The 11,858-nt window shown below is 64.7% G+C and carries 13 protein-coding genes; 10 read left to right on the top strand and 3 right to left on the bottom strand.

The window, feature by feature from the left end:
• The 3 genes from trmD to B3E94_RS07925 all read left to right on the top strand — a co-directional run.
• Positions 1-664 (top strand): tRNA (guanosine(37)-N1)-methyltransferase TrmD (gene trmD / locus B3E94_RS07935; RefSeq protein WP_286912995.1); only part of this gene is annotated, 664 nt, incomplete at its 5' end.
• Positions 665-706: 42 nt separating this feature from the next.
• The gene (gene rplS / locus B3E94_RS07930) at positions 707-1,057 is read left to right on the top strand and encodes a 50S ribosomal protein L19 (RefSeq protein WP_003252148.1); all 351 of its coding nucleotides are present in this window, start codon (positions 707-709) and stop codon (positions 1,055-1,057) included.
• A gap of 94 nt (positions 1,058-1,151) precedes the next feature.
• Positions 1,152-1,559: an acyl-CoA thioesterase gene (locus tag B3E94_RS07925; RefSeq protein ID WP_176513673.1), complete on the top strand. Its 408-nt coding sequence runs from the start codon at positions 1,152-1,154 to the stop codon at positions 1,557-1,559.
• 2 nt (positions 1,560-1,561) lie between these two features.
• Here the strand turns inward: B3E94_RS07925 and B3E94_RS07920 are convergent, their stop codons facing one another.
• Positions 1,562-3,367: a cation:proton antiporter gene (locus B3E94_RS07920; protein ID WP_286912993.1), complete on the bottom strand. Its 1,806-nt coding sequence runs from the start codon at positions 3,365-3,367 to the stop codon at positions 1,562-1,564.
• Positions 3,368-3,435: 68 nt separating this feature from the next.
• Here B3E94_RS07920 and xerD point away from each other — a divergent pair, with 68 nt between their 5' ends.
• From xerD to B3E94_RS07890, 6 genes are all read left to right on the top strand, one after another.
• Positions 3,436-4,332, top strand: a complete 897-nt coding sequence (gene xerD / locus B3E94_RS07915) for a site-specific tyrosine recombinase XerD (RefSeq protein WP_176513669.1) — start codon at positions 3,436-3,438, stop codon at positions 4,330-4,332.
• Between the two features lie 154 nt (positions 4,333-4,486).
• The gene (locus tag B3E94_RS07910) at positions 4,487-5,248 is read left to right on the top strand and encodes a thioredoxin fold domain-containing protein (RefSeq protein ID WP_176513666.1); all 762 of its coding nucleotides are present in this window, start codon (positions 4,487-4,489) and stop codon (positions 5,246-5,248) included.
• An 81-nt stretch (positions 5,249-5,329) separates the two neighbouring features.
• The gene (locus B3E94_RS07905) at positions 5,330-6,634 is read left to right on the top strand and encodes a homoserine dehydrogenase (protein WP_176513664.1); all 1,305 of its coding nucleotides are present in this window, start codon (positions 5,330-5,332) and stop codon (positions 6,632-6,634) included.
• Between the two features lie 54 nt (positions 6,635-6,688).
• Positions 6,689-8,098, top strand: coding sequence for a threonine synthase (gene thrC, locus B3E94_RS07900; RefSeq protein ID WP_176513660.1), 1,410 nt, complete (start codon positions 6,689-6,691; stop codon positions 8,096-8,098).
• 127 nt (positions 8,099-8,225) lie between these two features.
• Positions 8,226-8,624: a histidine kinase gene (locus B3E94_RS07895; RefSeq protein WP_286912992.1), complete on the top strand. Its 399-nt coding sequence runs from the start codon at positions 8,226-8,228 to the stop codon at positions 8,622-8,624.
• An 80-nt stretch (positions 8,625-8,704) separates the two neighbouring features.
• On the top strand, positions 8,705-8,986 hold the full coding sequence (locus B3E94_RS07890; RefSeq protein WP_286912991.1) for a DUF3509 domain-containing protein: 282 nt from the start codon (positions 8,705-8,707) through the stop codon (positions 8,984-8,986).
• Between the two features lie 127 nt (positions 8,987-9,113).
• On the opposite strand, the gene B3E94_RS07885 is transcribed toward B3E94_RS07890, so the two are convergent.
• Both B3E94_RS07885 and B3E94_RS07880 read right to left on the bottom strand, forming a co-directional pair.
• Entirely contained in the window at positions 9,114-9,971 is an 858-nt protein-coding gene (locus B3E94_RS07885; RefSeq protein ID WP_236237332.1) for a TIGR02285 family protein, read from the bottom strand.
• 8 nt (positions 9,972-9,979) lie between these two features.
• Positions 9,980-11,179, bottom strand: coding sequence for a CaiB/BaiF CoA transferase family protein (locus tag B3E94_RS07880; RefSeq protein WP_176513650.1), 1,200 nt, complete (start codon positions 11,177-11,179; stop codon positions 9,980-9,982).
• 133 nt (positions 11,180-11,312) lie between these two features.
• Here B3E94_RS07880 and B3E94_RS07875 point away from each other — a divergent pair, with 133 nt between their 5' ends.
• Entirely contained in the window at positions 11,313-11,855 is a 543-nt protein-coding gene (locus B3E94_RS07875) for a YaeQ family protein (protein WP_176513648.1), read from the top strand.
• Positions 11,856-11,858 lie beyond the last annotated feature (3 nt).

Here is an 11,858-nt window from a genome sequence, read left to right as displayed (position 1 = left end):
ACAGGGGTTTCTTCAAGTGACTTGCTGGAACCCGCGGGCCTACACCACAGACCGTCACCACCAGGTGGATGATCGGCCGTTTGGCGGTGGTCCGGGCATGGTGATGAAAATCAAGCCTCTGGAAGACGCCCTGGTTAGCGCCAGGCAAGCGACCGGAGCATCGGCAAAGGTGATCTACCTTTCGCCGCAAGGCCGCAAGCTGACCCAGCAGGCGGTCAAAGGCCTGGCAGAGCAGGAATCGTTGATCCTGATCGCCGGTCGTTATGAAGGCATCGACGAGCGCTTTATCGAGGCTCATGTCGATGAGGAGTGGTCGATTGGCGACTATGTGCTTTCCGGTGGCGAGCTGCCGGCCATGGTACTGATCGATGCGGTTACGCGGCTGCTGCCCGGAGCTTTAGGGCATGTGGACTCGGCGGAAGAAGATTCCTTCACCGACGGTCTGCTCGATTGCCCGCACTACACCCGACCTGAGGTGTATGCGGATCAGCGCGTTCCCGACGTGTTGCTAAGTGGCAACCATGCACACATCCGGCGTTGGAGAATGAAGCAGTCCCTTGGTAGGACCTTCGAACGACGCGCCGATCTTCTGGAAAGTCGCTCGCTTTCTGGAGAAGAGAAGAAGCTGCTCGAGGAATACCTCCGCGAGCGGGACGATAGTTAAACGTATCGATGGTGGATCACGTATCCATCTTAGGAGCACAGCATGACCAACAAGATCATCCAGCAGCTCGAAGCCGAGCAGATGAGCAAGGAAATCCCGACCTTCGCACCAGGCGACACCGTTGTCGTCCAGGTTAAAGTGAAGGAAGGTGAGCGTTCCCGTCTGCAGGCGTTCGAAGGCGTCGTTATCGCCAAGCGTAACCGCGGTCTGAACAGCGCCTTCACCGTGCGCAAGATCTCCAGCGGCGTTGGCGTAGAGCGTACCTTCCAGACCTACAGCCCACAGATCGACAGCCTGGCCGTGAAACGTCGTGGTGACGTGCGTAAAGCCAAGCTGTACTACCTGCGCGACCTGTCCGGCAAAGCCGCTCGCATCAAGGAAAAACTGTCCTGAGTACAGTTTGCCTGGTGGCCTAGGCCACCTTGCGAGAAAAAAGCAGCCTTCGGGCTGCTTTTTTGCTTTTTGAACCCCATGCGATGTAACGGACATGACCGCCCGAGACCAGGAAATCCAGCGCCGCACCGAGCTGTCGGTGACGCGCGTGACCAAAGCCGTATTCCCCAATACCACCAACCACCACAACACCCTGTTCGGCGGCACCGCGCTGGCCTGGATGGACGAAGTGTCGTTCATCGCCGCCACGCGCTTCTGCCGCCTGCCGCTGGTGACCGTGTCCACCGACCGCATCGACTTCAAGCACCCGATCCCGGCGGGCTCGATCGTCGAGTTGGTCGGCACGGTGATCAAGGTCGGCAACACCAGCTTGCAGGTGCAGGTCGATGTGTTCGTCGAGAACATGTACCTGGACGGCCGCGAGCGGGCGATCCATGGCGTGTTCAGCTTCGTCGCCATCGACGAGGACAAGCGCCCGGTGCCGGTGCTGCCCGAGGCCTGATTTCACTCAGGCGCGGCAGGCTCGATCAACGCCACCAGGGTCCAGCCCGGTTGCGGCTGTAGCGGTTCGTCGGGGCTGGCGACATGTACCCAGCCGTGTTCATCGCGGGCGAACAGCAAGTGCGCCCGCTCGCCATGCAGGGCCCGATACGCCTCCCAGCCGAAGCCTTCGGTGAGCGTGGTGCTGTAGAGCTCCGCGCCCTGGTGCAGGCGGTTGGCCAGTTGCAGGTAGGTCATCGGGTTGGCGCCCAGCAGATGCCCGCGGTGCTCCTCGGCGGCCCGGTGCTTGTCGCTGCGTTGCTTCTCCAGGCCGCTGGCCAGCACGAACAGCCGCCCATGGCCGAAGTCGTGGCGAAAGCGGGCGCAGGCCAAGGCATTGATCTCGCCGGCAGGCGACAAACCCAGCAGGTGGCCCAGGCCGACCAGGTCCAGGTGCGCATCGGCGTGCTGCGAAGCCGGGTTGCCAAAATAGGTGGGCAGCCCCTCCATGCGCGCCGCGCGAATGTTCTCCCAGCTCGAATCGGTCAGCAGCACCCGACAGCCCAGTTGCTGCAGGGCCTTGGCGATGGCCCGCGCCGGCTCGTTGGCGCCGACGATGAGAAACCCGCTGGGCGCAGGCTCCGCGACCTTGAGCAGGCGCGCCAGGGGCCTGGCCGTGGCGCTCTGGATCACCACCGTGCCGATGATCACGGCGAAGGTCAGCGGCACCAGCAGCAAGGCGCCCTGGTGGCCGGCCTCATGCAGGCGGATGGCAAAGATCGCCGACACCGCCGCGGCGACGATGCCGCGCGGCGCGACCCAGGCGAGCAGGGCACGCTCGCGCCAGTTCAGCGCCGAGCCCAGCGTCGACAGCAGCACATTGAGCGGCCGCGCCAGCAGCTGGATCACCAGCAGCAGCGCCAGCACCGCCGGCCCCAGGCCGATCATGGCGTGCAGGTCGAGGCGCGCGGCCAGCAGGATGAACAGGCCGGAGATCAGCAGCACGCTGAGGTTTTCCTTGAAGTGCAGGATCTGCCGCACATCGACCCCGCGCATGTTGGCCAGCCACATGCCCATCACCGTGACCGCCAGCAGCCCGGACTCGTGGACGATCTGGTTGGCGGCGATGAATATGCCCAGCACCGCCGCCAGCGAGGCCAGGTTGTGCAGGTATTCGGGCAGCCACTGCTCGCGCATGATCTGCCCGAGCAGCCAGCCGCCCGCAGCGCCCAGGGCCGTGCCGCAGAAGATCACCCCGGCGAAGGTCACCAGGCTGTGGGCCAGCCCCTCGCCGGCGCCGCTGGCGATGATGAAGCTGTACACCACCACGGCCAGCAAGGCACCGATCGGGTCGATCATGATGCCTTCCCAGCGCAGGATGTTGGCGATCGCCGCCTTGGGCCGCACCACCCGCAGCATGGGCACGATCACCGTGGGGCCGGTGACCAGGGTCAAGGTGCCGAACAGGATTGCCAGGGGCCAGTCGAAGTCCAGCAGCCAGTGGGTGGCCAGGGCGATCACCAGCCAGGTCGACAGCGCGCCCACGGTGACCAGCCGATGCACCACGCTGCCGATTTCGCGCCATTGCGACAGGTGCAGGGTGAGGCTGCCCTCGAACAGGATCAGCGCCACCGCCAGCGACACCAGCGGCATCAGCAGCGGGCCGAACAGCGCTTGCGGGTCGAGCCAGCCAAGGATCGGGCCGGCGAGAATGCCGGCCAGCAGCAGAAACAGGATGGCGGGTAATTTCAGGCGCCAGGCCAGCCATTGGCAAGCCAGGGCGGCAGCGCCGATACCGCCGACGCTGAGAAGGATCTGCTGTTCGTTCATGCGGGCTCCCTATGCCGGCGTGGTTATGAAAGACTAAGCGCCATTTCGTCGTTTGCCACCGAGTTTTCATGCCCGCCCTCGACCACCCCCTGATCGACCAGTTCCTCGATGCCCTGTGGCTGGAAAAAGGCCTGTCGGACAACACCCGCGTTTCCTATCGCAGCGACCTGGCGCTGTTCAACGGCTGGTTGCAGGAACATGCCGTGAGCCTGCCCGATGCCGGCCGCGAGTTGATCCTCGATCACCTGGCCTGGCGCCTCGACCAGGGCTACAAGCCACGTTCCACGGCGCGCTTTCTCTCCGGGCTGCGTGGCTTCTTTCGTTATCTGCTGCGGGAAAAGCTGGTAGCCGTCGACCCGACCTTGCAGGTCGAGATGCCGCAACTGGGCAAGCCCTTGCCCAAGTCGTTGTCCGAAGCCGATGTCGAAGCCCTGTTGCAGGCCCCGGACCTCGGCGAGGCGATCGGCCAGCGCGACCGCGCCATGCTCGAAGTGCTGTACGCCTGCGGCCTGCGGGTGACCGAGCTGGTCAGCCTGACCCTCGACCAGGTTAACCTGCGCCAGGGCGTGCTGCGGGTGATGGGCAAGGGCAGCAAGGAGCGCCTGGTGCCGATGGGCGAGGAGGCGGTGCTGTGGCTGGAGCGCTACCTGCGCGATGGCCGCGCCGAGCTGCTCAACGGGCGCCCCAGCGATGTGCTGTTCCCCAGCCTGCGCGGCGAGCAGATGACCCGCCAGACCTTCTGGCACCGGATCAAGCACCATGCGCGGGTGGCCGGCATCGACAAGCCCTTGTCGCCGCATACCCTGCGCCACGCCTTCGCCACCCACTTGCTCAACCACGGCGCCGACCTGCGCGTGGTACAGATGCTGCTGGGCCACAGCGACCTGTCGACCACGCAGATCTACACCCACGTGGCCAAGGCCCGCCTGCAGCAGCTGCACGCCCAGCACCATCCGCGTGGATGAATGATTTTCATGTTCCGCCCACCGGTACCCGCAGACCCCTTCATTGGCGGTGTGATGTGGTAGTCTTGGGCGGTTTGCACCAAGGGCCGCACGGTCGCCGCGTTTTTCCCGCAGGTGACGCCCTCCGGCCCCTGTCCGCCTTCAGGAGTTCCCCATGCGCGTGACCCAGATCTTCGCCGCCGCCGCGTTGGCGCTGGCCAGTACTTTCGCCGTTGCCGCGGCGACCGATAGCAATGCCACGGCCGAACAGGCCATCCGCAAATCGCTGCAGAACCTCGAGCTGGAAGTGCCCGTGGAAAGCGTGGCCAGCAGCCCGCTGAACGGCCTCTACGAAGTCAAGCTGCAGGGCGGCCGCGTGCTGTACGCCAGCGCCGACGGCCAGTTCGTCATGCAGGGCTACCTGTTCCAGATCCAGGACGGCAAGCCGGTCAACCTGACCGAAAAGACCGAACGCCAGGGCGTCGCCAAGCTCATCAACGGCATTCCAGCCGCCGAGATGGTGGTTTATCCTGCCAAGGGCGAAACCAAGTCGCACATCACCGTCTTCACCGACACCACCTGCCCGTACTGCCACAAGCTGCACGCCGAAGTGCCCGAACTCAACCGCCGCGGTATCGAAGTGCGCTACGTCGCCTTCCCGCGCCAGGGCCTGGGTTCGCCGGGCGATGAGCAGCTGCAGGCGGTATGGTGCTCCAGCGACCGCCGCGCGGCGCTGGACAAGATGGTCGACGGCAAGGAAATCAAGGCTGCCAAGTGCGCCAACCCGGTGGGCAAGCAGTTCCAGCTCGGCCAGTCGATCGGGGTCAACGGTACCCCGGCCATCGTGCTGGAAAGCGGCCAGGTGATCCCGGGCTACCAGCCGGCGCCACAGGTGGCCAAGCTGGCCCTGGCGGGCCAGCAGCAGGCCGCCAAGTAATCATTCAGTACGCCGTCGTCATGGGGTGACGGCATGTTTCACGGTCGGCGCAGGTGCCGGCCGTTCAATGGGGAGTTCACAGTGAAACCGGTCAAAGTAGGCATCTGTGGGTTGGGGACCGTCGGTGGCGGTACCTTCAATGTACTTCAGCGCAACGCCGAGGAGATTGCCCGCCGTGCCGGGCGCGGTATTGAAGTGGCACAGATCGCCATGCGCTCGCCCAACCCGAACTGCCAGATTACCGGTACCCCCATTACCGCTGATGTGTTCGACGTTGCGAGCAACCCGGAGATCGACATCGTCATCGAGCTGATCGGTGGCTACACCGTGGCCCGCGACCTGGTGCTCAAGGCCATCGAAAACGGCAAGCACGTGGTCACCGCCAACAAGGCGCTGATCGCCGTGCACGGCAACGAAATCTTCGCCAAGGCCCGCGAGAAGGGCGTCATCGTTGCCTTCGAAGCCGCAGTGGCCGGTGGCATCCCGGTGATCAAGGCGATCCGCGAAGGCTTGTCGGCCAACCGCATCAACTGGCTGGCCGGCATCATCAACGGCACCGGCAACTTCATCCTCACCGAAATGCGCGAGAAAGGCCGTGCCTTCCCCGACGTGCTGGCCGAAGCCCAGGCGCTGGGTTATGCCGAAGCCGACCCGACCTTCGACGTCGAGGGCATCGATGCCGCGCACAAGCTGACCATCCTGGCCTCCATCGCCTTTGGTATTCCGCTGCAGTTCGAAAAGGCCTACACCGAGGGCATCACCCAGCTGACCACCGCTGACGTGAACTACGCCGAAGCCCTGGGCTACCGCATCAAGCACCTGGGCGTGGCCCGCAGCACCGCCGCTGGCATCGAGCTGCGCGTGCACCCGACGCTGATCCCGGCCGACCGCCTGATCGCCAACGTCAATGGCGTGATGAACGCCGTGATGGTCAACGGTGACGCTGCCGGTTCCACCCTGTACTACGGCGCCGGTGCCGGCATGGAGCCGACCGCTTCGTCGGTGGTTGCCGACCTGGTGGATGTGGTCCGTGCCATGACCTCCGACCCGGAAAACCGCGTACCGCACCTGGCCTTCCAGCCCGATTCGCTGTCGGACCACCCGATCCTGCCGATCGAAGCCTGCGAAAGCGCCTACTACCTGCGCATCCAGGCCAAGGACCACCCGGGCGTACTGGCCCAGGTGGCGAGCATCCTCTCCGAGCGTGGCATCAACATCGAGTCGATCATGCAGAAGGAAGCCGAGGAACAGGACGGCCTGGTGCCGATGATCCTGCTCACCCACGGTGTGGTCGAGCAGCGCATCAACGACGCCATCGTCGCCCTGGAAGCCCTGCAGGACGTGGTCGGCAAGGTTGTGCGCATCCGCGTCGAACAGCTCAACTAAATTCCCCCATGGGCCGCGACGGCGGCCCGTGCCCAGTATCGAAGGTTAGTAGCCATGCGTTATATCAGCACCCGCGGCCAGGCACCGGCCCTGAATTTCGAAGACGTCCTGCTGGCCGGCCTTGCCAGCGATGGCGGCCTGTACGTACCCGAGAACCTGCCGCGCTTCACCCAGGAAGAGATCGCCTCCTGGGCTGGCCTGCCGTACCACGAGCTGGCCTTCCGGGTGATGCGCCCGTTCGTCACCGGCAGCATCGCCGATGCCGACTTCAAGAAGATCCTCGAGGAAACCTACGGCGCCTTCGCCCACGCTGCGGTCGCGCCGCTGCGTCAGCTGAACGGCAACGAGTGGGTCATGGAGCTGTTCCACGGCCCGACCCTGGCGTTCAAGGATTTCGCCCTGCAACTGCTCGGCCGCCTGCTCGACCACGTGCTGGCCAAGCGCGGCGAGCGCGTGGTGATCATCGGCGCCACCAGCGGTGACACCGGTTCGGCCGCCATCGAAGGCTGCCGCCGTTGCGACAACGTCGACATCTTCATCCTGCACCCGCACCAGCGTGTGTCGGAAGTTCAGCGCCGGCAGATGACCACCATCTTCGGCGAGAACATCCACAACATCGCCATCGAAGGCAACTTCGACGACTGCCAGGAGATGGTCAAGGCCAGCTTCGCCGATCAGTCCTTCCTCAAGGGCACGCGCCTGGTGGCGGTCAACTCGATCAACTGGGCGCGGATCATGGCCCAGATCGTCTACTACTTCCATGCGGCCCTGCAGCTGGGCGGCCCGGCCCGTTCGGTGGCGTTCTCGGTGCCGACCGGCAACTTCGGCGACATCTTCGCCGGCTACCTGGCGCGCAACATGGGCCTGCCGATCAGCCAGCTGGTGGTGGCCACCAACCGCAACGACATCCTGCACCGCTTCATGAGCGGCAACCAGTACGTCAAGGAAACCCTGCACGCGACCCTGTCGCCGTCGATGGACATCATGGTCTCGTCCAACTTCGAGCGCCTGCTGTTCGACCTGCACGGTCGCAATGGCGCCGCGATTGCCGAGCTGATGGCCAACTTCAAGCAGGGCGGCGGCTTCAGCGTCGACCAGGACCGCTGGACCGAAGCGCGCAAGCTGTTCGATTCGCTGGCCGTGAGCGACGAGCAGACCTGCGAGACCATCGCCGAGGTGTTCGCCAGCACCGGCGAGGTGCTCGACCCGCACACCGCGATCGGCGTCAAGGCCGCCCGCGAATGCCGCCGCAGCCTGGACACGCCGATGGTGGTGCTGGGCACTGCGCACCCGGTCAAGTTCCCGGATGCGGTGGAGAAGGCCGGCGTTGGCAAGGCGCTGGAGCTGCCTGCTCACCTGAGCGACCTGTTCGCCCGCGAAGAGCGCTGCACGGTACTGGCCAACGACCTGAAGGCGGTGCAGGCCTTTGTCAGCCAGCACGGCAACCGCGGCAAGCCGCTGTAAGCGTGTGAAGTTCAGGGCCGCAACGCGGCCCTGAACCCTTCTTTTCCGCTGTTACTTTCAGAATTGTCCTATACAAGTCGCTTGGCGACTTACCTAGAGTGACCGGTCCTTCAAACAGGAGCGGCTCATGCACCAGCCCTACGTGTTGATTCATCAGGCACGTCCTTCCCACCAGATTCTTCTGCACCAGGCCTGCAATGTGCTGGGCCTCTTCGACGTGCGCGTCACCGAAAGCCTGAACGATCTCAAGACCTGCCTGGTGCGCGATCGCGGGGCCGACCTGCTGATCCTCGACCACGGCATGCGCGATGGCCTGGCCGTGCTCGAACAGTTCAGGCGCGAGCGCCCGCCACGGGCGCTGCTGTTCGTCGGCCAGCTGGGTGATGGCCTGCCAGATCTCGCCCACGAGGCCCGGCGCCAAGGCCTGTGGGTACTCGACGAGCTGCCCTGGCCATTGCCCATGCCGCGCTGGCACAAGGCCCTGCGGCGTATTCAAACGGTCACATCGCCGACGCATGCTCACTGAACCAGCCGCAGCCGGGCGAACTTTCCGCTGCGCTTGTTGGTCAGTTGCTGTATGTCCCACTACCTGCGCGAGTGATCCGGATGGAAAGAATCTGCAGACTGCTCAACGACACCCTGGCCCCGTACCAGGCCCACCTTGACGCCGCGGATGCCAGCGGCAACCGCCAATTGACCATTATCGACAGCCTCGGTGGCACGGCGCTGCGGCGCACCGTCAGCCTGCGCCAATTGCAGGAGCAGAGCCTGCTGATCGACCTGGTGGATGGCTTGCACCGAGACCTGCAGATTGTCGAGGGGCGCTTGCAGCCCTGTGTGATTGCGGCCTTGCAACAGCGTCAGCAACCCCAGGGAACCTTTGCCTGATTGGCGTATCAGACGCAGTAGGGCAGCTAGCCTGCACACAGCTCCGGTGCAGGTGGGTTGTCACGGGAAGCCCGCATGGGCTTTCGATTGGCCCCGGGCGTCTTCCCCAGCGCTCCGGGGTTTCTTTTTAATGGGCCTCGAAAAACTGCTTGCTGTGCGCCAGGTAGTCGGCGCGCAGTTCAGGGTCGAGCCAGCGGGCATACAGCGCCGGCAGGGTATCGCGGCGTAACGCCGGCAGCAGCTGGTCGATATGCTCGATGGCCGCACGCCCCAGCGGCGAATCCGAACAGCCCACGTGCAGGAACTGGTAGCGGTTGACCCCCTGGATCGGGTGGAAGTGATACGCGTCCAGGTCGCCACCTTGCTGCTGGATCAGGTAGCGCATCTCCGGCCAATAGCCGAGCACCAGTTGCAGGCGGCCGAGCTGCTGCATCTGCAGCAGGCTGGCGGTGGCGTCATTGCCGTAATGGCGGCTGAATGCGGTGTCGGGCAACTGGCGCAGGATGTCGTCGATCTGCGTGCTGTAGCTGCGCTCGGCGACGATGCCCAGCTTCAGCTGCGTGCTGTCGATCAAGCCTTTCAGGTCGACCTGCTGGCCATCGAGATAGGGCGCCAACAGCGCTTCGCCTTCCGTGCGGACCATCACGCCACTGCTCATCACCGCAAGCGTTGGCATGGAGAATTTCACGTACTTGGCGCGCTCCGGCGTCCACAGCAAGGTCGGGTCACAGGTGAAGCTGCTGGCGTCTTGCAGCATCTGGATGCCGCGAGCGCGGTTGACCCGAACGATGGCGTGGTCGTACTCGGGCATCTGTTCGATCAGCAGCGGCAGCATCTGGTCGACCACCCCCTGGCCCTTTTCCGACCCCTCGAAAATGGTGAACGGCGGCAGGTCGCGGACCAGCCACAGCAAACGTTCCTTGGCCTGCAAGGGGGCAGCGGCCAGGGCGAGCAGCATGCAGCAGAGCAGGGCGCACAGGCGCATGGGCAATCTCAGACCGTGCCGGCGGTACGCAGCCGGGTGATGGCTGCGGTGTCGTATCCCAGCTTGGCCAGCAGCGCGTCGGTGTGCTCGCCCAGGGCCGGGCCGACCCACTCGGTGGAGCCTGGCGTTTCCGAAAGCTTGGGCACGATGCCGGGCATCTTGAAGGGCTTGCCGTCCGGCAGGCGGGCCTGCAGGAACATCTCCCGCGCCAGGTATTGCGGGTCGTTGAACATGTCCTCGGCCGAATAGATGCGGCTTGCGGGCACTTCGGCGTCGTTGAGTGCGCGCATCACCTGCTCCAGCGGCAGGCCGTTGGCCCAGCGGTCGATCACCCCGTACAGCTCGTCACGCCGCGCGTCGCGGCCATCGTTGCTGGCCAGCGCGGGGTCATCGGCCAGGTCGTGGCGGCCGATGGCCTGCATGAAGCGCTTGAAGATCGCATCGCCGTTGGCGCCGATCTGCACATGCTTGCCGTCGGCCGTGGTGTGGATGGAGGAGGGGGTGATGCCCGGCATGATGTTGCCGGTACGCTCGCGAATGAAACCGAACACATCGAATTCCGGCACCATGCTTTCCATCATCGCGAAGATCGCCTCGTACAGGGCCACGTCCACCACCTGGCCCTGGCCGCCGTTGACTTCGCGGTGACGCAGTGCCATCAGCGCGCCAATCACGCCCCACAATGCGGCGATCGAATCGCCAATGGAAATGCCGGTGCGCACCGGCGGGCGGTCGTCGAAACCGGTGATGTAGCGCAGGCCGCCCATCGATTCGCCCACCGCACCGAAGCCCGGCTGGTCCTTCATCGGCCCGGTCTGGCCGAAACCCGACAAACGCACCATCACCAGGCGTGGGTTCAACGCATGCAGCACATCCCAGCCCAGGCCGAGCTTTTCCAGCACGCCAGGGCGGAAGTTCTCGATCAGGATGTCGGCGTCGGCCAGCAGGCGCTTGAGGATATCGCGCCCGTCCGGGTGCTTGAGGTTGAGCGTCAGCGATTGCTTGTTGCGTGCCTGGACGAACCACCACAGAGACGTGCCCTCGTACAGCTTGCGCCATTTGCGCAGCGGGTCGCCGCCGTCCGGGGACTCGACCTTGACCACCTCGGCGCCGAATTCGGCGCAGATGCGCGAGGCGAAGGGGCCGGCGATCAGGGTGCCGAGTTCGATGACTTTCAGGCCGGCGAGGGGTTTGCTGGGCGTAGACATGTGGCATCCGTGGCAACTGGGCAGAGCCGTGGTTTTATCATAGGTCCACGACGGCAGATACTGCTGCGGCGCAAGGCGGGGCCGGATCGGGTAGACTAGGTGCCTTTTCTCTCTGCACGAAGCCCCCTCGACCATGGCCCAGCCGTCCACCACCTACAAATTCGAACTGAACCTGACCGATCTCGATCGCGGCGTGTACGAAAACGTCCGGCAGACCATTGCCCGTCACCCTTCGGAAACCGAAGAGCGCATGGCCGTGCGGCTGCTGGCCTACGCCCTGTGGTACAACGAGAACCTGTCGTTCGGCCGTGGTCTGTCGGATGTGGATGAAGCAGCGCTGTGGGAAAAGAGCCTGGACGACCGCATTCTGCACTGGATCGAAGTCGGCCAGCCCGACGCCGATCGCCTGACCTGGTGCTCGCGCCGCACCGAGCGCACCAGCCTTCTGGCCTATGGCAGCCTGCGCGTCTGGCAGAACAAGGTGGTGGACGCTGTCAAAGGCCTGAAGAACCTGAGCATTGCCGCGGTGCCGCAGGAGGTCCTGGAAACCCTGGCCACCGACATGCCGCGCACCATCAAATGGGACGTGATGATCAGCGAAGGCACGGTATTCGTTACTGATGACCGCGGCCAGCACGAAGTGCAGCTCGAGTGGCTGCTCGGCGAGCGTGGCTGAGCC

The organism is Pseudomonas sp. UBA6315, assembly GCF_002438125.1.
Lineage (GTDB): Bacteria > Pseudomonadota > Gammaproteobacteria > Pseudomonadales > Pseudomonadaceae > Aquipseudomonas > Aquipseudomonas faucium.
This window is presented reverse-complemented; position numbering and strand designations above follow the sequence as displayed.

Excerpts from the sequence above, each read along its gene's own strand:
- rplS (WP_003252148.1), top strand. The coding sequence starts at position 707 with ATGACCAACAAGATCATCCAGCAGCTCGAAGCCGAGCAGATGAGCAAG.
- B3E94_RS07925 (WP_176513673.1), top strand. The coding sequence starts at position 1,152 with ATGACCGCCCGAGACCAGGAAATCCAGCGCCGCACCGAGCTGTCGGTG.
- B3E94_RS07920 (WP_286912993.1), bottom strand. The coding sequence starts at position 3,367 with ATGAACGAACAGCAGATCCTTCTCAGCGTCGGCGGTATCGGCGCTGCC.
- xerD (WP_176513669.1), top strand. The coding sequence starts at position 3,436 with ATGCCCGCCCTCGACCACCCCCTGATCGACCAGTTCCTCGATGCCCTG.
- B3E94_RS07910 (WP_176513666.1), top strand. The coding sequence starts at position 4,487 with ATGCGCGTGACCCAGATCTTCGCCGCCGCCGCGTTGGCGCTGGCCAGT.
- thrC (WP_176513660.1), top strand. The coding sequence starts at position 6,689 with ATGCGTTATATCAGCACCCGCGGCCAGGCACCGGCCCTGAATTTCGAA.
- B3E94_RS07895 (WP_286912992.1), top strand. The coding sequence starts at position 8,226 with ATGCACCAGCCCTACGTGTTGATTCATCAGGCACGTCCTTCCCACCAG.
- B3E94_RS07890 (WP_286912991.1), top strand. The coding sequence starts at position 8,705 with ATGGAAAGAATCTGCAGACTGCTCAACGACACCCTGGCCCCGTACCAG.
- B3E94_RS07885 (WP_236237332.1), bottom strand. The coding sequence starts at position 9,971 with ATGCGCCTGTGCGCCCTGCTCTGCTGCATGCTGCTCGCCCTGGCCGCT.
- B3E94_RS07880 (WP_176513650.1), bottom strand. The coding sequence starts at position 11,179 with ATGTCTACGCCCAGCAAACCCCTCGCCGGCCTGAAAGTCATCGAACTC.
- B3E94_RS07875 (WP_176513648.1), top strand. The coding sequence starts at position 11,313 with ATGGCCCAGCCGTCCACCACCTACAAATTCGAACTGAACCTGACCGAT.